Raw genomic sequence first — 19466 nt, 5'->3', positions numbered from 1 at the left:
TTGAGCATAGTGTATACAAAATCCCCTATAGATTTTTCTATAGGGGATTTTTTCATGAAGAATATTTCATCGTTAAATGTAATACCGCCACTTCTTCTTCTTCATTTTTATAAATATGCTTCTTATTCGCTTCAAATTGAATGGAATCAAACTCATTTAATTCATATACATCATTCTCCACTTGAATAGACACTTTCCCTTTCATTACCGTTACAAGCTCAATCGCACCTTCATGATGAGCTTCTGGTTCATATATACTATTTGATCGTAAACAAGCACGGTGCATTTCCATCCCTGTTTCTTTCGTATAACGGAACATCGTTTCTAAATGCCATGCTTGTCCTACATCTACTGCAAATCCTTCTCCACAGCGCGCAACGGCTACTGGTTCTCCAAAAACCATTAATCTAGATAAAGGAATTGATAACCCTTTCGTTATTTTCCAAATGACAGCTAGCGTCGGATTTGTTTCCCCTCTTTCGATCTTTCCTAATGTTAATTTACTAACTCCTGTTTTATGAGCTAATTCTTCTAAACTTAATTTCTGTTCATTTCGAATTTGTCTCAATAATTGTCCAACTTGTTGAATGACTTCTTTCGTTTGCATATCTTCATTTTCTTTCATATATAAAACCACCTCAAAGTATAAAATAGTTTACTTTTATTAAATTAAAGTATATCATACTATACATAATTATTTATTTTCGAAAGGAGTGCTATACTTCATGCGCGCAATTTTATTAGGTCTTTTATCATCGGCCTTTTTTTCTGCAACCTTTATTATTAATAGAGCAATGAATGTATCTGGAACGAGCTGGGCTTGGACAGCTTCCTTCCGTTTTTTATTTGCTCTCCCTATTTTATTCCTTATCGTTTTATTTCGCAAAAACTTTAGGGGATTATGGAAAGAGTTAAAAAAACATCCATTGGCGTGGATCGGATGGGGTTCTGTTGCCGGTATTGGTTTTTATTCTTTATTAAGTTTCGCAGCTGTCTTTTCTCCAGCTTGGCTCGTTGCTGGAACTTGGCAAGTTACGATTTTAGCTGGTTTACTACTATCACCACTATTTTTTGTGAAAATAGAAACAAAATCAGGTACGAAACTTGTACGTGGAAAAATTCCACTTCGTAGCTTATATGTTGCTTTATTTATTTTGCTTGGTGTAATTTGTATGCAAGCAACTGCCGCAGGCCATATTACAATGACTCAGTTCATTTCAGGTTTTTTACCTGTCGTATTAGCCGCTTTCTTATATCCGTTCGGTAACCGAAAAATGATGGAGCTTGTTGGCGGACGCCTTGATACGTTCCAACGTGTATTAGGAATGGCAATTGGAAGTCTTCCTATAACAATTTTGCTTGGTGTATACGGATTTTCTACTACGGGTATTCCAACATCTAGCCAAATGCTTCAAGGATTTTTGTTAGCATTATGTTCCGGCGTTATTGCAACGATGACATTTTTCTTTGCTACTGACTTAGCAAAAGATAACCTGGCTTTACTTGGAGCTGTTGAAGCAACACAAGCTGGAACGATGGTCTTTACCGTACTTGGAGAAATTGTTTTCTTGAATGGTTCGTTTCCTGGCGGGCTTTCCCTACTTGGAATGATTATTATTATGTTAGGAATGGTTGCAAATAGTATTTTAAACCGATCTATTCCAGCCGTTAAACAGAAAAAATCAGCATAAAAAAAGAGTATGGTTCTATAGAGATGAACCATACTCTTTTTTATTGTCCCCCTATTTTGCCTTATCAGAATAGTATTTCATTGGCTGTTTATACTAAAACGTATGTTATAATACGTTTCATGCGCATTAATAGGAGGTAAATTATGTTAAAAAAAGCAATCGCTGAATTTATTGGTACCTTTGTACTTGTATTATTCGGAACTGGAGTAGCTGTCACTGGCGGCGGAATCGAAGGAATTGGAACATTAGGAATCGCTATGGCTTTCGGCTTATCTATTGTAGCTATGGCATATAGCATCGGAACAATTTCTGGATGTCACATTAACCCAGCAGTATCAGTAGCTATGTTCATCAACAAACGCATGAACGCTATGGAACTTTGTTATTATGTATTAGCTCAAATTTTAGGTGGTTTATTAGGAACTGCAACGTTAGTAACAATTTTAAAATCTGCTAAAACACCTTTAGATAATTTAGGACAAAATGGTTTCGGAACTCTTGGTTTATCTGGAGCATTTTTAGTTGAGTTCATTTTAACTTTCGTATTTATTTTAGTTATCGTCGCTGTAACAGGTAAAAAAGGAAGTTCTTCTTTAGCTGGACTAGTAATTGGTTTCACATTAGTTTTAATCCACTTATTAGGAATTCCGTTAACTGGAACATCTGTTAACCCAGCTCGTAGTATCGCACCAGCTTTATTTGTTGGTGGAGAAGCACTTTCTCAACTATGGGTATTCATCGTAGCACCAATTCTTGGTGGTATCTTCGCAGCTATCGTAGGTAAATTCATTTTAAATACTGAAAAATAGAATTTTCAATATTTCTGAATAAAAAAAAGCGAGCCCTCATTATGAGGAAGCTCGCTTTTTTATTCTTTCATTTTAGACTTTAAATTTGTAACTAATTGATCTACCGTTACATTTGCAAGCACGTTTTCCATCGCTTCTTGCGCTTGCATTAAAATAATTTCTAATACTGATTGAATATTAGCTCCTACTGGACATTCAATGTTGGGATTTTCATGGAAGGAAAATAGCTGTCCTTCTTCTACAACTTCCACTGCTTTATATACATCAAGTAATGTAATTTCTTCTAAATCTCGAGCAAGTGTCGTACCACCTTTACCAGCTTGTACATCAACAAGTCCTGCTCTCTTCAACATTCCTGTAATGCGACGAATCACAACTGGATTTGTATTCACACTACCGGCAATCCATTCAGAGGTACAGCGAGAGTTTCGATCTATCGCAAGTAATGTCAGCATATGAACACCTACTGTAAAACGACTACTAATCCCCATCTGCACACCCTCCTTTTTATTCATTCTATTAAAAGACGACTCTTATTATTATATACTATTTTTAATTTATACATAAAGAAAAAGCATGATTTCAATAGGAAATCATGCTTTTCTCTCATTATTGACGCTTTATAAATTTCGCTAAATCTTTAAATTTCACTTTATCTGAGTAATTCATTACGCCATTTACGTAAATGCGGCTTGTAACAGCATTTAATATCGCAATTGTCGCCAATAAGACTGCTAATGTTATCGTAATTTCTAGCATACCTGCTTCACCAGCTACAATACGTGAGAAGGTAACCATCGGTGTAAAAAATGGAACGTAAGAACTTACAACAACGATAGTACTATTCGGATCACTTAATGATTTAATACTAATGAAGAATGCAGCCATAATTAAAATCATTACCGGGAAAGATACAGCTTGTAAATCCTCCGTCTTAGACACGACAGCTCCAGCAGCAGCATACATCATTGCATAAAGTAAATATCCCGTAATGAAATAAACAAGAAACATGCTTACAACCTTTGCATCTAATTTCGTAAAGTCAATTGGAATACCAAATAGTGAGGCACTTTCTAAATCGACCCAACCTAACAAATATGGAATAAGATAACCACACGCCAATATGACAAGTTGCAATAAAGCCGTTGAAACAACCGCTAAAATTTTCGCATACATCATCGTAAGAGGTTTCACTTTCGGAAGCATTACTTCCATTACACGTGACGCCTTCTCAGATGCAATATTCATTGCGATTGTATTTCCGAACGCTACAATAAACATATATAAAGCAAATGTAAAGAAATAGGCAATTCCGAAAGAAGATGTACGATCTTTTATCGCTTCTTGCTTTACTTGAATTTCTGTTTGTAATTGCTGTGCAATTTCTGGTGAAACATTATTTTTGGCAATTGTCACCATCGTATATTGTTGCTTTAAATATCCTGCCATAATTGCAGAAGTTGCTTGGCTTGGAAATCCATTATACATATATGTAATCGATGGAGCCCCCCCTTTTTCCGTCACATGGAATAGACCATCTAAATCGCCTTCTTCTACTTGCTTATGCAGTTTATCAAAATCATCCTTTGAACCAAGTGTTATTTTTGCTGATGGCAATAGCTTATTTAGCTCATCTTTTTGTACTTTATATGTGGAACTCTCTACTACAACTGCAATTTTATCTTTATCCTTATTTTTATCATCGCCTGAAGTAAAATGATTAAATGCAAAAATCCCAAACACAACTAAAAATAAAATCGCGCTCGTAATTAATGATTTTTTAGATAAAAATGCTTCCCTAAAATAAAATGAAAATACGTGAGAAAATTTACGCATCGTTATTTCGCCCTCTCTACAAAGATTTCATTTAACGTCGGCTCTAACATTTTAAATTGTCGTAAGCTAACACCTTGCTCTTGCAACTGTTGCAAAATCTTGAGAGCTTCCGCATCATCTTGTACTTTCACATAAAGAAGGCCTTGTTGTTTTTCATACGATACATGTATAGCTTCTAATCCCTTTTCATTCTCTACTGTATCTTCAATCGTTAAATTACGGAAACCGTATTCTTTCTTAATATCACTTAGCTGTCCTTTTACGACTGCTTCACCTTTTTTCAAAATACATACATGTTGGCAAAAAGCCTCTACTTGTTCCATACGATGACTTGATAAAATAATCGTCTTTCCGCTCTGTACTTGTTCTTCAATAATACTAGCTAACATCCCGGCGTTAACTGGATCAAGGCCGCTGAATGGTTCATCTAAAATGAGAAGTTCCGGATTATGAAGAAGAGCAGCAATTAATTGGATTTTTTGCTGATTCCCTTTTGAAAGCTCTCCAGCCGTTTTAAATTTATATTCTGGTATCGCTAAACGCTCTAACCAATGATCAATAGCTTGATCTACTTCTTTCTTCGACATTCCTTCTAATCTACCAAAATATCGCAACTGATCTATTACTCTACTTTTTGTATATAAACCTCTTTCTTCTGGTAAATACCCAATTGTTACGCCACTATCCCCAAATACTTTTCCATCCCACGTAATCGTACCTTCATTAGGCGTTAATAATCCGAGAAGCATTTTGATTGTTGTTGTTTTCCCTGCACCATTTCGTCCAAGTAATCCTAGTACTTCACCTTTTGGTAACGAAATTTGCAAACCGTTAACTGCTTTTGATTCCCCAAATTGTTTCGTTAAGTTTTGAATTTGTAAACTCAAAGTATAAAGCCTCCCCTTTAGTATCATTCGTACTCTCTTTCAAAGACTATGTTTATTCAAGAAAAAATATAGCACTACACTTCATCCTCTTATATGTAAACACCGTCATTAATCCATCATTTGCTCTATTTAGTTAAAATTGTAAATAAAAAAGTTCTTTTTGTCAATTATAATTGTCATTACGACAATAAAACTTGTCAAAACAACTATTATTATTTTGCTCATCTTTCTAATATAGGACATACTACTACATATACAAAAGACAATATGCAAATGTTCATATAAAAATATTATATTTTAATATATAATATAAAATGATTTTCTAACATCAAGGAGGATACATATGAAGATGAAGAGGGGCATTACCACTTTATTATCTGTAGCGGTTCTATCTACATCACTTGTAGCATGTTCAGGAACACCAGAGAAAACAGTGGCAAAAGAAGAGAAAGTAAAATTAACAGAACAACAATTAATGGCTGATTTATGGTATCAAACAGCCGGTGAAACGAAAGCACTTTACTACCAAGGGTACAACATTGGTCAATTAAAGCTTGATACAATTCTTGCAAAAGGGACAGAGAAAAAACCTGCTATCGTACTTGATTTAGACGAAACTGTTTTAGATAACAGTCCTCATCAAGCAATGAGCGTAAAAACAGGCAAAGGCTATCCTTACAAATGGGATGATTGGATTAATAAAGCTGAGGCTGAATCCCTTCCAGGCGCAATTGATTTCTTAAAATATACAGAGTCTAAAGGTGTAGATATTTACTACATCTCAAATCGTAAAACGAACCAACTAGATGCAACAATTAAAAATCTTGAGCGTGTAGGTGCTCCTCAAGCAACGAAAGAACATATATTACTACAAGATCCGAAAGAAAAAGGAAAAGAAAAACGCCGTGAACTCGTTTCTCAAACCCATGATATTGTCTTATTCTTCGGTGATAACTTATCTGATTTCACAGGTTTTGATGGAAAATCTGTAAAAGATCGTAACCAAACAGTAGAAGATTCAAAAGCACAATTTGGTGAGAAATTCATTATTTTCCCGAATCCAATGTATGGCGATTGGGAAGGCGCTTTATATGATTATGATTTCAAAAAATCAGATGCAGAAAAAGATAAAATCCGTCGCGACAACTTAAAATCATTTGAAGTAAAATAAAAGAGGATGGCATTCGCCATCCTCTTTTATTTTACTTTCTCTGTTAAAGGCAAGATAAACACTTCCACACGTCTATTCTTTGCCTTTCCTTCTTGTGTATCGTTTGGAGCAATTGAACGGTATTCTCCGTATCCAATCGCACTAAATTTTTCTGGTTGTAATTCTTTATTTTGCAGTAATACTTGCATAAAATTAACTGCCCGCTGCGTACTTAATTCCCAATTCGACGCAAACTGCGCATTGGCAATAGGGACATTATCCGTATGACCCGATACTGTAATTTCACGAGGTGACGCTGAAACAAGTAAGCTAGACATCTCTTTCGCAATCCCTAAAGATTCTAATTTCACATCTGCTTTCCCCGAATCAAACAGTATATTTTCTAATATTGTCACCATTAATCCCTTTTCAGTTAATTTAGTTTGAAAAGAAGAGGATAATTGTTTTTCATTAATATATTGATCAATCTTTTTTTGTAATGCTTTCAATTCATCCATCTCTTTTTTTTCTTTAGCTCTAGCTTCTTCTTGTTTTTTTGCTTGTTCTGCCTCAAGGCTACTTGCTGATAATTCTTTTTCCTCATTTGGCTTTTGATCACTTAAAAATTCTTTGTTACCTGTTCCCCCAGCTAATTCACTTCGAAAAGCAACTGCCATCTGTTTAAACTTCGCAGCATCTATACTACTCATTGCGAATAAAACGATAAACAATGCAAATAACAACGTTAACATATCAGAATATGGAATTAACCACGTTTCATCGATATGCTCATCATGTTTTTTCTTTTTGCCTCTTCTATTTTTCTTACTCCGCATTTTTTTCTGCTCCTTTTTCTAGCTTTTTACGCTCAGTTGCAGAAAGTGCACCTAAAATGCGGTTCTTCATAATAAACGGATATGTACCTTCTTGTAACATTAATAAACAATCAATGATTAAACGTTTTTTCTCAATTTCAGCTGAAGATTTTTGCTTTAACTTATTTGCAAATGGATGCCATAATACATAACCTGAAAAAATACCAAAAATCGTTGCAATAAACGCACCCGAAATAGCATGACCTAACTTTTCAATATCAGTTAAGTTACCAAGCGCAGCTACAAGACCGATAACAGCACCTAAAACTCCTAATGTCGGTGCATACGTACCAGCTTGTGAAAAAATAGCAGCTCCCTTTGCATGTCTTTCTTCAATTGCCTCTAATTCAGATTCCAAAATCTGCTCTAAATCTTCTGCGGATACGCCATCAATCACAAATTTCATACCGCGCAAAAGAAATTCATCTTGAATTTTGTCTAATTGTTGCTCTAAAGACAAAATACCGTATTTTCTACTTTCAGATGTCCAATGAACAAATAATTCTAGCAACTGTTCATAACTTAAATCCTTTTTATTTGAACCAAAAAGAACTTTAAATAGTTTTGGAACCCTTTTTAGTTGATTCATCGGAAATGCAATACATACTGCAGCAAATGTACCGATAAAAATAATTAATGCTGCGGCAGGATTTAATAAGGCTGTTACGTCAGCGCCCTTGACGACCATCCCTACTACCACTGCTAAAAATCCTAAAACAAGTCCAATAATTGTTGCAAAATCCATTCCCATTCACTCCTAGTCTATACAAGAAGTTCTTTATTCTCGATAATCGCTACATCTTCTTATGTATATATATTACATAAAAAATGCAATTCATGAAAGATAAGAAATGAATTATATAAAAAAATACTACAAATTCACACATTTTCTGACATTTTCTTTGCATTTCTATTACGTTATGACTCTTATATTCCTTTTCCAACAAACTAGACTTATAATAAAAAAACGCTACACATTTTATTAAGAAGGGACTGTGATTACAAGGCATTATGAAAAAGATAATAATTATTTCTGCCACTACTATTGTAATCGGTATCACATCTTTCACTTACTTTGGTTCTAAATCACCACTACATAATGAAGCGAAAGCTGTCGAAAGTCAAAAACATACTAACCACCCAAAAGAAGAGATTCCTGCTTTTCCAAAAGCTGATCATAATGCAAAGAAAATAGACAATGACTTTTCAGTTGTAACAAATCCAAAATCTAATCTTGTCTTAATTAATAAACATCGAAAACTACCAGATGGATACATTCCTGAAGACTTAACGAGACCAAACGTACCATTTGCTAGTCCAAAAGATAAAGAAAAAACATTGCTACGCAAAGATGCTGCAGAGGCACTTGAAAACATGTTCAAAGCTGCGAAAAAAGAAGGGCTTGATCTTACAGCTGTATCTGGTTATCGTTCATACAAACGCCAAAAATCGTTGCATGATACATACGTTAGACGTCAAGGAAAAGCTGAGGCTAATTCAGTAAGCGCAATTCCTGGTACGAGTGAACACCAAACGGGTTTAGCAATGGATATTAGTTCAAAAACAGCTAAATTTCAATTAGAGCCTATTTTCGGGGAGACAGCAGAAGGAAAATGGGTCGCGGAACACGCTCATGAATTCGGCTTTGTCATTCGTTACTTAGAAGATAAAACAGATACAACAGAATATGCATATGAACCATGGCACTTACGCTACGTTGGTAATCCATACGCTACATACCTATATAAACATCACTTAACATTAGAAGAAGCGATGGAAGACAAAAAATAAGAGAGCAAATTGCTCTCTTATTTTTCTTTCACTCTATCATTGTAGTAATTTCTTCTTCCATTCTTCAGGCCATGGTTCGCCTCTTCCTGTTTTTTTCGACGCTTGAACCATCATTCCGCGACCTACTAAACAAACCTCTCCTTCTGCATTCTTCACCATATAATGTAGATCTAAAGAAGAGTTCCCAACCGATCCTGCCTTTACATACACCTTCAACTGTTCATCAAAATATATTTGCTTAATAAAATTACATTGTAAATCCGCAACAACGATCATCGTTTCTGATGATGCATGTGTCCACTCTTGCATAAATCCAAGTTCTTTAAACAACGCGATACGAGCTTCTTCAAAATAAGTAAAAGCAACGACATTATTTACATGTCCAAACATATCTACTTCACCAAAACGAACCTTTACAGGATTGTAAAATGAAAAACCACTTTCCCATTTCTCGAAGTCTTCAATATAAGAAATTCTCTTCAACGCTATCTCCCCTTCCTACCAAAAAAACAGAATAAACTGAAAAATACAGTTATAAATATTGCCCCTTCAAAATGAAGAGGCAATATTTATTAATAGTTATTATCGCTACCAAAGAAATCTTTGAACGATTGAATTGTTGTATCACGGTTTAATGCCGCAATTGAAGTTGTTAAAGGAATACCCTTCGGACATGATTGCACACAGTTTTGAGAGTTACCACAGTTTGCTAGTCCTCCATCTCCCATAATTGCACGTAAGCGATCTGCTTTATGCATTTCACCCGTTGGATGTGAGTTGAATAAACGAGCTTGTGATAACGGCGCTGGTCCAATAAAGTCAGACTTACTGTTTACGTTTGGACATGATTCTAAGCAAACACCACATGTCATACATTTTGAAAGCTCATAAGCCCATTGACGCTTTTTCTCAGGCATTCTTGGTCCTGGACCTAAGTCATACGTACCATCAATTGGAATCCAAGCTTTAACGCGTTTTAGAGCATTAAACATGCGACTGCGGTCAACTTGTAAATCACGTACAACTGGGAATGTCTTCATCGGCTTTAAGCGAATTGGCTGTTCTAATTGGTCAATAAGAGCCGTACATGATTGACGTGGCTTTCCGTTAATAACCATCGAACATGCACCGCATACTTCCTCTAAGCAGTTCATATCCCATGCGATCGGAGTTGTTTGGTTTCCTTTTGAATCAACAGGATTACGACGAATTTCCATAAGCGCCGAAATAATATTCATATTAGGACGATATGGAATTTCAAACTCTTGGTCAAACTCTTGTGCATCTGGTCCATCTTGTCTCGTAATGATGAGGCGGATTGTTTTCTCAGACATGTTGTTTATCCCCCTTCTCTTCACCCTTAGCAGCTACATCATGTTTTGAAGAATAATCACGTTTACGCGGTTTAATTAATGAAACATCAACGTCTTCGTAATGGAATGCTGGTGCATTTCCTTCTCCTTCAAATTTTGCCATAGTAGTTTTTAAGAAGTTTGCATCATCACGATTTGGGAATTCAGGTTTGTAATGCGCCCCGCGGCTCTCATTACGGTTATATGCGCCAATTGTAATAACACGTGCTAACTCAAACATATTTGCAAGTTGACGTGTAAATGAAGCACCTTGGTTACTCCATCTCGCTGTATCGTTAATGTTAATACGTTTGTAACGATCCATTAACTCTTCAATTTTCGCATCTGTTTCTAATAACTTTTTATTTTCACGAACTACTGTAACGTTATCTGTCATCCATTCTCCAAGCTCTTTATGAAGAACATATGCATTTTCATTACCATCCATCGTTAAAATATTGTTAAATTTCTCTGTTTCGATTAATTCATTTTGCTCATATACAGTAGATGAAACAGCATCTGATGATTTAGAAAGACCTTTCATATATTCAATTGCGTTTGGCCCTGCTACCATACCACCGTAAATTGCTGATAATAGTGAGTTTGCACCAAGGCGGTTACCACCGTGCATAGAATAATCACACTCACCTGCTGCAAATAAACCTGGAATACTCGTCATTTGCTTATAGTCAACCCATAGTCCACCCATTGAATAGTGAACAGCTGGGAAGATTTTCATTGGTAGTTTACGAGGATCATCCCCTGTAAATTTCTCATAGATTTCAATAATTCCACCAAGTTTAATATCTAGTTCTTTCGGATCTTTATGAGAAAGATCTAAGTACACCATGTTTTCACCGTTAATACCTAGTTTTTGCTCTACGCAAACATCAAAGATTTCACGCGTTGCGATATCACGAGGTACAAGGTTTCCGTAAGCCGGATATTTTTCTTCTAAGAAGTACCATGGTTTACCATCTTTATATGTCCAAACACGTCCACCTTCACCACGTGCAGATTCACTCATAAGACGTAATTTATCGTCTCCAGGAATTGCCGTTGGGTGAATTTGAATGAACTCACCATTTGCATAATATGCACCTTGTTGATATACAGCAGAAGCTGCTGTACCTGTATTAATAATGGAGTTTGTTGATTTTCCGAAAATGATACCAGGGCCCCCTGTTGCCATAATCACGGCATCAGCTCCGAAACTTTTAATCTCCATAGTTTGTAAGTCTTGTGCAACGATTCCTCGGCACACACCTTCATCATCAACAACAGCTCGTAAGAAATCCCAGCCTTCATATTTCGTTACAAGTCCTGCTACTTCGTGACGACGTACTTGCTCATCTAATGCGTAAAGTAATTGCTGTCCAGTTGTTGCACCAGCAAATGCTGTACGGTGATGTTGCGTTCCACCAAATCGACGGAAATCAAGAAGTCCTTCTTCCGTACGGTTGAACATAACACCCATACGGTCCATTAAATGAATGATACCAGGTGCTGCTTCACACATTGCTTTAACTGGTGGTTGGTTCGCTAAGAAGTCCCCACCATAAATTGTATCGTCAAAGTGGATCCATGGAGAATCCCCTTCACCTTTCGTATTTACGGCACCGTTAATTCCGCCCTGAGCACATACAGAATGTGAACGTTTTACTGGTACTAAAGAAAACAGTTCAACATTTACTCCTGCTTCTGCCGCTTTAATCGTTGCCATTAAGCCAGCCAAGCCACCGCCGACTACTATAAGTTTCCCTTTCATGCTCTCCCACTCCTTACTGATTTGCTAGCTGTGGATCGATGAACGCTAATAATGCACTCACACCTACATAAGATAGACCTAAGAAAATAGCTAATGTTACATAAGTAGAGATTCTTTGTGAACGTGGAGATACTGTAATTCCCCAGCTGATGCAGAATGTCCATAGTCCATTTGCAAAGTGGAAAATTGTTGAAACAACACCAACTAAGTAGAATGCAAACATAGCTGGATTGTTTAAAATATCTGCCATCATATCATAGTTTACCTCTTTACCTAACATTGCTTGAATACGAGTTTCCCAGACGTGCCAAGAAATGAAAATCAGCGTAACGATACCTGAAATTCTTTGGAAAACGAACATCCAGTTACGGAAATAACCGTAAGAAACCGCATTGTTCTTAGCTGTAAATGCAATATATAAGCCATATATAGCATGGTACAGTATCGGTAAAAAGATGATGAAAATTTCTAGCGCATACCGGAATGGAAGGAGCTCCATAAAGCCTGCAGCTTTGTTAAAAGCCTCTGCTCCTCTTGTTGCAAAGTTGTTTACAATTAGATGTTGCGTCAAAAAGACACCAACCGGGATGACCCCCATTAATGAGTGCCACTTACGAAACGTATACTCGCGGCCTTTCATGTCCCCATTACCCCCTTGAATGTTTGACTGCTGTTTTCAGATTAATTTATAACAATAATGTTTTTTCACTATTGGCATAAGAAAAACTGAAAAAATTATTCGAAATATTTCAGCATAATTTGATAACAAGTTCATTTTACCCCTATTTTTGTCGAAGCGTCAAGAAAACGTATACATAATTTGCATATAATTTGGCAATTCTTTTTTTCTTCTTATATATTCAGATTTCCCTAAAGAAAAATCTGTTTTTATAAATGAAAAATGTTATATAATAATCCCTATAGAAAGAGGGGAATATTGTGAGTAAAAATACAATCGATATAACATCTTTAGAAGATGTTTCATTGAACGCCTTCGCTTATGAATTGCTACGTGAAGAATTACTACCTGATTTAATCGGCAACGATTTAGATGGTATTTTATACTGGTCTGGTAGAAACCTTGCAAGAAAATATCCGCTAGAAACAATTGAAGAAGTCATTCAGTTCTTTGAAAAAGCTGGCTGGGGCACTTTAAGCATTATTGAACATAAGCGTCGTGAAATGCAGTTCCAACTTAAAGGCACACTCATTGCAGAACGTCAAAAACAAAAACGACATTCTTCTTATCAACTAGAAGCTGGATTCATCGCTGAACAAATTCAAAAGCAACGGAACGTCGTTGCAGAGTCATACGAAGAAAAGAAAAAACGTTCTGACTCTATTACATTTCTTGTAAAATGGGATATAAAAGATCTCATTGAAGTGTAAGCATTACCTACAGTCAACTAGACATATCAGTTTAGTTGACTTTTTTGTATTTTCATTCAGATGCATTTATTTTAAATCTTCAGAAATTATACCAAAAAACAGAAGACATTGTAAACTACAACGTCTTCTTATCTGTTAAATACGTATAAATCGTCTCCGCGACATTTTTCGGCATACCCGCTTCGACAAATTCCTCTATAGAAGCTTCTTTCATCTTCTTTAATGAACCAAAATGTTTTAACAATACCTTTTTCCGTTTATCACCTATTCCTGGAATGTCATCCAATGCTGATTGAATGACAGATTTCCCATGTAATTGACGATGGAATGTAATCGCAAATCGATGCACCTCATCTTGAATACGCTGCAATAAATAAAATTCTTGGCTATTTCTCTCAAGCATCACAGGTTCCGGTGGGTCCCCAATAATTAAATGGGAGGTTTTATGTTTATCATCTTTCACAAGACCTGCCATCGGAATATATAATCCGAGCTCATTCTCTAGAATATCACTTGCAGCCGCTAGATGGCCTTTTCCTCCATCAATAATAATCAAATCAGGTAAAGGTGAATTTTCTTTAAGGGCCCTTGTATAACGGCGCCTCACAACTTCTCTCATAGACTCATAATCGTCTGGTCCTTGAACCGTTTTAATTTTATATTTTCGATACTCTTTCTTCGCCGGTTTCCCATCGATAAAAGCAATCATTGCAGAAACAGGATTTGTTCCTTGAATATTTGAGTTATCAAACGCTTCAATACGATACGGCGTTTCAATCCCAAGCTGCTTCCCTAAATGATCTACTGCTTTAATCGTTCGTTCTTCATCACGTTCAATTAAGTAAAACTTCTCTTCAAGAGCAATTTTCGCGTTTTTATTTGCTAATTCTACAAGGTCTTTTTTCTTACCACGTTTCGGCTGTGTCGCTTCTACTTCTAAAAAGCGCTCTACTAATTCCGAGTCTATACTTCCTGGAACGACAATTTCCTTCGGCTTAAAATGACTACTGTTTTCATAAAATTGGCCGATAAACGTTAAAAAGCCCTCTTCTGGTTCATCGTAAATTGGAAACATAGAAACATCACGTTCAATTAGCTTTCCTTTTCGAACGAAGAAAACTTGAACACACATCCATCCTTTATCCACTGCATATCCAAACACATCACGATCCACTAAGTCACTCATAATCATCTTTTGTTTTTCCATAATCGCATCAATATGAGCAATTTGATCACGCAACTCTTTTGCACGTTCAAACTCTAGTTTCTCTGAGGCCTCATACATTTTCACTTCTAATTCTGAACGAACTTCTTTATGTCCACCATTTAAAAACTTAATAATTTCATCTACAATTTCTTTATTTTGTTCTTCTGTCACTTCTTTCACACACGGCGCTAAGCATTGACCCATATGATAATACAAACAAACTTTATCTGGCATATTCGTACATTTCCGAAGTGGATACATACGATCTAGCAGTTTTTTCGTTTCATGAGCAGATTGTGCATTTGGATAAGGACCAAAATACTTTCCTTTATCCTTTTTTACATTTCGAGTAATGAGTAAGCGCGGTTGCTTCTCCGCCGTAATTTTAATAAAAGGATATGTTTTATCATCTTTTAATTGAATATTATATTTCGGATCATATTTTTTAATTAGATTTAACTCTAAAATAAGTGCTTCTAAATTCGAAGAGGTTACAATATATTCAAAATCAACAATTTCTCCTACAAGCCGTAGTGTTTTCCCATCATGTGAACCAGTAAAGTACGAGCGCACACGATTTTTAAGCACTTTTGCCTTTCCAACATATATAACCGTTCCTTGCTTATCTTTCATCAAATAACAACCAGGTTGATCTGGTAAAATAGCCAACTTCTCTTTCAAATGTTCGTGCACTCGTCTCCCTCCATTTCTACATACTTAGCATTTTTATTTTCCCTTGAAAACATACTATGCTCAAACACCCAACATACGTTCTTTTATTGTAACGGAAAGACTGTAAAAAAGAAAATAAAAAAAGCTACCAACTGGTAGCTTTTTTATTTTAGAAATGTTTAGAAACTAATTCTACTAACGCTTCTTTCGGTTTGTAACCTAACGTTTGATCAACTACTTTACCGTCTTTTAATACGAAAAGAGCTGGAATGCTCATTACTTCGAATTGACGAGCAGTTTCTTGGTTCTCATCAACATCTACTTTTACTACTTTTACTTTTTCGCCTAGTTCTGCATCGATTTCCTCTAATACAGGAGCGATCATTTTACAAGGTCCACACCAAGGTGCCCAGAAATCTAATAATACAACACCTTCGCTAGTTTCAGCTGCGAAGCTTTGGTCATTTGCGTTTACAATTGCCATTTTATTTCCTCCTTCAAGTATATTCTACCAAGAGTATATCATTAACTTATATACGTGGCGAATAATATGTATCGTTATGTATTGTAACAAAAAAATGTTCCTTTATACTATATAAAAATATGGATTAAATACTAAAAAGATGAGAGACAGGGGATCTCTCACCTTTTTCTATATATAGGGGTACTTCACTTGGAACTCAAGGGTACTTAAATCATGAATGTACTTTTAACTTTTTAAACTCTTCTGTTAAAAGAGGTACAACTTCGAACAAGTCACCAACAATACCGTAGTCAGCTACTTTGAAGATACTTGCTTCTGGATCTTTATTAATCGCAACGATTATTTTTGAGTTAGACATACCTGCTAAATGCTGAATCGCACCAGAAATACCACATGCAATGTATAAGTCTGGCGTAACAACTTTACCAGTTTGACCAATTTGTAATGAGTACTCACAGTATTCAGCGTCACAAGCACCACGAGATGCCCCAACAGCGCCGCCTAGTACGTCAGCTAACTCTTTTAATGGTTTAAATCCTTCTTCACTCTTCACACCGCGTCCGCCAGCGATAATAACTTTTGCTTCAGAAAGATCCACACCTTCTGCTGTTTTACGGACAACATCTTGAATAATTGTACGTAAATCTTTCACATCAACTGTAATAGAAGATACGTCACCGCTGCGAGACTCATCTTTTTCCAGAGTTGCAATGTTATTTGGACGCACTGTCGCAAATAAGATGCCGTCTGTTACAATCTTCTTCTCGAATGCTTTACCAGAGTAAATTGGACGAGTGAAGATAACATTTCCACCTTCAACCTCTAAAGCAGTTACGTCAGAAACTAAACCAGCTTCAAGCTTCGCTGCTAATTTTGGTGATAAATCTTTACCAAGTGCCGTATGTCCAAAGACAATACCTTCTGGATTTTCTTCAGCATGTACAGCTAAAAACGCTTGTGCATAACCATCAGATGTATATGATTTTAATTTATCATTTTCAACTGTCACAACGCGATCTGCACCGTAATGAATCAATTCATTTGCAAAAGAGGCAACGCTGTCTCCAATTAGAAGACCTACTACTTCACCGCCTTCTGCAATTGTTTTTGCTGCTGCTACCGCTTCAAACGAAACGTTACGTAGCGATCCATCACGAACTTCACCCATTACTAATACTTTACGAGCCATAGATTTTCCCTCCTGCATATATAATTTCGTATTTTATTAGATTACTTTCGCTTCTGTATGGAGCAACGATACAAGTTCTTTTACTTGATCTTGCAGCTCGCCTTGTAACACTTTTCCTGCATCTTTCTTAGGAGGCAAATAGATTTCAATTGTTTTTGTCTTTGCTTCCACATCATCTTCTTCTAAATCTAAATCATCTAATTCTAATTCTTCTAGTGGCTTTTTCTTCGCTTTCATAATACCTGGAAGCGATGGGTAACGAGGTTCATTTAAACCTTGCTGTGCTGTTACTAAAACTGGTAATGAGGTTGTAATCACTTCTGTATCACCTTCAACATCACGCTCAATCTTCACATTTGTACCGTCAATTTCAAGTTTTGTAATTGTCGTTACATATGGAATATTTAACGCTTCAGCTACGCGTGGCCCTACTTGTCCAGATGCACCATCAATTGCAACGTTTCCGCCTAAAATTAAATCTGCATCTTTATCTTTTAAATATTCAGCAAGTACTTTTGCTGTCGTGAACTGGTCACCATTTTCTACATCATCTTCAATATTAATTAATACCGCTTTATCACAGCCCATTGCTAATGCAGTACGAAGTTCTTTCTCACTATCTTCGCCACCGACTGTTACAACTGTAACTTCTCCACCTTGTGCATCTCTTACTTGAATTGCTTCTTCAATTGCATATTCATCGTAAGGGTTGATGATGAATTCCGCTTCGCCATCGTAAATTGCACCGTTTTTAATTACGATTTTTTCTTCTGTATCAAATGTTCGTTTCATGAGTACGTAGATGTTCATTCCATTTACCCCCTTGTTTTTCAGAAAGATTCTATCAATTTTAATTTTCTGTTAATTTATATTAAAAAATAATTGAACTACCTGCCACTAAATGAAGGTTTACGCTTTTCTAAAAATGCGGCTACACCTTCTCTTCCATCTTCACTCGTAAATACTTCACCAAAAATTTGTGATTCACGTTGTACACCTTCATAGTAATGAGACGATTTTGTCGTTTGCAATAACTCTAGTACAGCACGAGTTGTTGCTGGACTTTTTCCAGCAATTTGTTTTGCAACTTTAAGCGTATCATCTAAAAATGATTCTTCAGAGAACAATCCGTTAACAAGTCCCCACTTTAATGCTTCTGCACCAGTAATTGGTGTACTTGTTAACATCATTTCACAAGCTTTCGCTTTCCCAACATAACGTGGTAAGCGCTGTGTACCTGCAAAGCCAGGAATTAATCCAAGTGTTAATTCAGGTAAACCAAGTTTTGCACTTTCAGTTGCAAAGCGCATGTGGCAAGACATAGCAAACTCAAGGCCGCCGCCCAGTGCCGCTCCATGAATTGCCGCAATAACTGGTTTTGAACATTTTTCAACACGCTCAAACGTAACTTGTCCAAGCTGTGCTAATTCTGTTGCTTGCTTCGCTTCAGTAACAGATGTAAATTCTTTAATATCTGCTCCTGCTGAGAAGAAACGTCCTTCACCGTGAATAACAACAACACGAATGTTATCATCCTTTTCCACTTGATCAATTAATTCAGTAACGTCATGCATAACTTGTGAAGACATCGCATTCGCTGGTGCGTGATTTAACGTCGCCACCGCGATATGATCTTCAACTCTTACAGATAGGAATTTCAACATGATCCCTCCCATTATTGACGATAACCACAAGCTGCAATAAGTAGCCCGTGTACCGTTTTTGAAAGTGCGACCAGATCATACTTATGATCGCTCATTACCCAATTGGTCACAACTTCATCTACTGTTCCAAAGATCATTTGTCTTGCCACGCGAACATTTAAATCTGCTTGAAATTCACCTTGTTTTATACCAGTCTCTAAAATCTCATCCATAACTTGTAAGTAGCCTTTTAATACTTCATTTATTTTAAGGCGCAAGTCTTGATTGGACTGCCTTAGCTCTAATTGCGTAACGATAGCAAGCGGATCATTTTGCGACAACAGCAAGAAGTGCGTTTCTACCAACATGAATAACTTCGATACAGCGCTTTCAATTCCTGCTGTTTTTTGACGAATTGTTTCGACAAATTCTCCCATCTTCTCTTGGAATAAGGATATTAATATATCTTCTTTATTTTTAAAATATAAATAAATCGTGCCATCAGCTACCCCAGCTTGCTTTGCGATTTTAGAAACTTGCGCTTGGTGGTACCCATTCTCCGCAATCACAATGACTGCCGCATCAATAATTTGATTGTATTTCGGTCTATTTTTCTTCACTTTACTGTCCCCTTCAAGAAGATGACTGAATGAATAGTCATTCATATTCTTATAATACTGACTATTTAGAAAAGTGTCAATCCTATTTTTTCAAAAAGAAAGG

Annotated in this window: 21 protein-coding genes; 5 read left to right on the top strand and 16 right to left on the bottom strand. The window is 36.3% G+C overall.

Annotation, left to right across the window (positions count from 1 at the left end; translation table 11 throughout):
* Positions 1–52 precede the first annotated feature (52 nt).
* Positions 53–625, bottom strand: a complete 573-nt coding sequence (locus IBT51_RS17455) for a helix-turn-helix domain-containing protein (protein ID WP_000661921.1) — start codon at positions 623–625, stop codon at positions 53–55.
* A gap of 100 nt (positions 626–725) precedes the next feature.
* Between IBT51_RS17455 and IBT51_RS17450 the strand changes: the two genes are divergently transcribed.
* Positions 726–1691, top strand: coding sequence for a DMT family transporter (locus IBT51_RS17450; RefSeq protein ID WP_001201639.1), 966 nt, complete (start codon positions 726–728; stop codon positions 1689–1691).
* 143 nt (positions 1692–1834) lie between these two features.
* A complete protein-coding gene (locus IBT51_RS17445; protein WP_000913213.1) occupies positions 1835–2500 on the top strand; it encodes an aquaporin in 666 nt (221 codons plus the stop codon).
* Between the two features lie 59 nt (positions 2501–2559).
* On the opposite strand, the gene IBT51_RS17440 is transcribed toward IBT51_RS17445, so the two are convergent.
* From IBT51_RS17440 to IBT51_RS17430, 3 genes are all read right to left on the bottom strand, one after another.
* On the bottom strand, positions 2560–2991 hold the full coding sequence (locus tag IBT51_RS17440; RefSeq protein WP_000512998.1) for an Rrf2 family transcriptional regulator: 432 nt from the start codon (positions 2989–2991) through the stop codon (positions 2560–2562).
* Between the two features lie 118 nt (positions 2992–3109).
* Complete coding sequence (locus IBT51_RS17435) at positions 3110–4336, bottom strand: ABC transporter permease (protein WP_001224987.1); 1227 nt, start codon at positions 4334–4336, stop codon at positions 3110–3112.
* Between the two features lie 2 nt (positions 4337–4338).
* A complete protein-coding gene (locus tag IBT51_RS17430; RefSeq protein WP_088024427.1) occupies positions 4339–5223 on the bottom strand; it encodes an ABC transporter ATP-binding protein in 885 nt (294 codons plus the stop codon).
* A 343-nt stretch (positions 5224–5566) separates the two neighbouring features.
* Here IBT51_RS17430 and IBT51_RS17425 point away from each other — a divergent pair, with 343 nt between their 5' ends.
* Positions 5567–6394 carry a 5'-nucleotidase, lipoprotein e(P4) family gene (locus IBT51_RS17425; protein ID WP_200458505.1) on the top strand — a complete coding sequence of 276 codons (828 nt, stop codon included), beginning with the start codon at positions 5567–5569 and terminating at the stop codon, positions 6392–6394.
* A 26-nt stretch (positions 6395–6420) separates the two neighbouring features.
* Here IBT51_RS17425 and motB read toward each other — a convergent pair whose 3' ends face one another.
* Both motB and motA read right to left on the bottom strand, forming a co-directional pair.
* A complete protein-coding gene (gene motB, locus IBT51_RS17420) occupies positions 6421–7209 on the bottom strand; it encodes a flagellar motor protein MotB (protein ID WP_001256741.1) in 789 nt (262 codons plus the stop codon).
* Complete coding sequence (gene motA, locus IBT51_RS17415) at positions 7199–7993, bottom strand: flagellar motor stator protein MotA (protein ID WP_000344862.1); 795 nt, start codon at positions 7991–7993, stop codon at positions 7199–7201. The genes motB and motA overlap by 11 nt, the downstream gene beginning before the upstream one ends.
* 266 nt (positions 7994–8259) lie before the next feature.
* On the opposite strand from motA, the gene IBT51_RS17410 reads away from it, so the two are divergent.
* Complete coding sequence (locus IBT51_RS17410; RefSeq protein WP_071729561.1) at positions 8260–9039, top strand: M15 family metallopeptidase; 780 nt, start codon at positions 8260–8262, stop codon at positions 9037–9039.
* 36 nt (positions 9040–9075) lie between these two features.
* Here IBT51_RS17410 and IBT51_RS17405 read toward each other — a convergent pair whose 3' ends face one another.
* The 4 genes from IBT51_RS17405 to sdhC form a co-directional block, all read right to left on the bottom strand.
* Positions 9076–9522, bottom strand: coding sequence for an acyl-CoA thioesterase (locus tag IBT51_RS17405; protein WP_000822727.1), 447 nt, complete (start codon positions 9520–9522; stop codon positions 9076–9078).
* Between the two features lie 89 nt (positions 9523–9611).
* Positions 9612–10373, bottom strand: coding sequence for a succinate dehydrogenase iron-sulfur subunit (gene sdhB, locus IBT51_RS17400; protein WP_001291830.1), 762 nt, complete (start codon positions 10371–10373; stop codon positions 9612–9614).
* On the bottom strand, positions 10366–12159 hold the full coding sequence (gene sdhA, locus IBT51_RS17395) for a succinate dehydrogenase flavoprotein subunit (protein ID WP_000676743.1): 1794 nt from the start codon (positions 12157–12159) through the stop codon (positions 10366–10368). The genes sdhB and sdhA overlap by 8 nt, the downstream gene beginning before the upstream one ends.
* A 13-nt stretch (positions 12160–12172) precedes the next feature.
* Positions 12173–12799, bottom strand: a complete 627-nt coding sequence (sdhC, locus tag IBT51_RS17390; RefSeq protein ID WP_000678354.1) for a succinate dehydrogenase cytochrome B558 — start codon at positions 12797–12799, stop codon at positions 12173–12175.
* A 299-nt stretch (positions 12800–13098) separates the two neighbouring features.
* Here sdhC and IBT51_RS17385 point away from each other — a divergent pair, with 299 nt between their 5' ends.
* The gene (locus tag IBT51_RS17385; RefSeq protein ID WP_000042214.1) at positions 13099–13548 is read left to right on the top strand and encodes a YslB family protein; all 450 of its coding nucleotides are present in this window, start codon (positions 13099–13101) and stop codon (positions 13546–13548) included.
* A gap of 115 nt (positions 13549–13663) precedes the next feature.
* On the opposite strand, the gene uvrC is transcribed toward IBT51_RS17385, so the two are convergent.
* The 6 genes from uvrC to IBT51_RS17355 form a co-directional block, all read right to left on the bottom strand.
* A complete protein-coding gene (gene uvrC / locus IBT51_RS17380; RefSeq protein WP_000544300.1) occupies positions 13664–15448 on the bottom strand; it encodes an excinuclease ABC subunit C in 1785 nt (594 codons plus the stop codon).
* A gap of 148 nt (positions 15449–15596) precedes the next feature.
* The gene (gene trxA / locus IBT51_RS17375; RefSeq protein WP_001018944.1) at positions 15597–15911 is read right to left on the bottom strand and encodes a thioredoxin; all 315 of its coding nucleotides are present in this window, start codon (positions 15909–15911) and stop codon (positions 15597–15599) included.
* Positions 15912–16122: 211 nt separating this feature from the next.
* The gene (gene etfA, locus IBT51_RS17370; RefSeq protein ID WP_000101946.1) at positions 16123–17100 is read right to left on the bottom strand and encodes an electron transfer flavoprotein subunit alpha; all 978 of its coding nucleotides are present in this window, start codon (positions 17098–17100) and stop codon (positions 16123–16125) included.
* A 36-nt stretch (positions 17101–17136) separates the two neighbouring features.
* Positions 17137–17910, bottom strand: coding sequence for an electron transfer flavoprotein subunit beta (gene etfB, locus IBT51_RS17365; RefSeq protein ID WP_200458504.1), 774 nt, complete (start codon positions 17908–17910; stop codon positions 17137–17139).
* A gap of 77 nt (positions 17911–17987) precedes the next feature.
* On the bottom strand, positions 17988–18764 hold the full coding sequence (locus tag IBT51_RS17360; RefSeq protein WP_000911291.1) for an enoyl-CoA hydratase: 777 nt from the start codon (positions 18762–18764) through the stop codon (positions 17988–17990).
* An 11-nt stretch (positions 18765–18775) separates the two neighbouring features.
* Entirely contained in the window at positions 18776–19363 is a 588-nt protein-coding gene (locus tag IBT51_RS17355; protein WP_000742223.1) for a TetR/AcrR family transcriptional regulator, read from the bottom strand.
* Between the last annotated feature and the right edge of the window lie 103 nt (positions 19364–19466).

This window comes from Bacillus sp. S71 (genome assembly GCF_016625265.1).
In the GTDB taxonomy this organism is placed as follows: Bacteria; Bacillota; Bacilli; order Bacillales; family Bacillaceae_G; genus Bacillus_A; species Bacillus_A cereus.
Note: the sequence above shows the minus strand (reverse complement) of the source record. Positions and strands in the feature narration are given on the sequence as shown.

Bases quoted from the DNA above. Each gene is read 5' to 3' on its own strand.
- IBT51_RS17455 (WP_000661921.1), bottom strand. From the start codon at position 625: ATGAAAGAAAATGAAGATATGCAAACGAAAGAAGTCATTCAACAAGTT.
- IBT51_RS17450 (WP_001201639.1), top strand. From the start codon at position 726: ATGCGCGCAATTTTATTAGGTCTTTTATCATCGGCCTTTTTTTCTGCA.
- IBT51_RS17445 (WP_000913213.1), top strand. From the start codon at position 1,835: ATGTTAAAAAAAGCAATCGCTGAATTTATTGGTACCTTTGTACTTGTA.
- IBT51_RS17440 (WP_000512998.1), bottom strand. From the start codon at position 2,991: ATGGGGATTAGTAGTCGTTTTACAGTAGGTGTTCATATGCTGACATTA.
- IBT51_RS17435 (WP_001224987.1), bottom strand. From the start codon at position 4,336: ATGCGTAAATTTTCTCACGTATTTTCATTTTATTTTAGGGAAGCATTT.
- IBT51_RS17425 (WP_200458505.1), top strand. From the start codon at position 5,567: ATGAAGATGAAGAGGGGCATTACCACTTTATTATCTGTAGCGGTTCTA.
- motB (WP_001256741.1), bottom strand. From the start codon at position 7,209: ATGCGGAGTAAGAAAAATAGAAGAGGCAAAAAGAAAAAACATGATGAG.
- motA (WP_000344862.1), bottom strand. From the start codon at position 7,993: ATGGATTTTGCAACAATTATTGGACTTGTTTTAGGATTTTTAGCAGTG.
- IBT51_RS17410 (WP_071729561.1), top strand. From the start codon at position 8,260: ATGAAAAAGATAATAATTATTTCTGCCACTACTATTGTAATCGGTATC.
- sdhB (WP_001291830.1), bottom strand. From the start codon at position 10,373: ATGTCTGAGAAAACAATCCGCCTCATCATTACGAGACAAGATGGACCA.
- sdhA (WP_000676743.1), bottom strand. From the start codon at position 12,159: ATGAAAGGGAAACTTATAGTAGTCGGCGGTGGCTTGGCTGGCTTAATG.
- sdhC (WP_000678354.1), bottom strand. From the start codon at position 12,799: ATGAAAGGCCGCGAGTATACGTTTCGTAAGTGGCACTCATTAATGGGG.
- trxA (WP_001018944.1), bottom strand. From the start codon at position 15,911: ATGGCAATTGTAAACGCAAATGACCAAAGCTTCGCAGCTGAAACTAGC.
- etfA (WP_000101946.1), bottom strand. From the start codon at position 17,100: ATGGCTCGTAAAGTATTAGTAATGGGTGAAGTTCGTGATGGATCGCTA.
- etfB (WP_200458504.1), bottom strand. From the start codon at position 17,910: ATGAACATCTACGTACTCATGAAACGAACATTTGATACAGAAGAAAAA.
- IBT51_RS17360 (WP_000911291.1), bottom strand. From the start codon at position 18,764: ATGTTGAAATTCCTATCTGTAAGAGTTGAAGATCATATCGCGGTGGCG.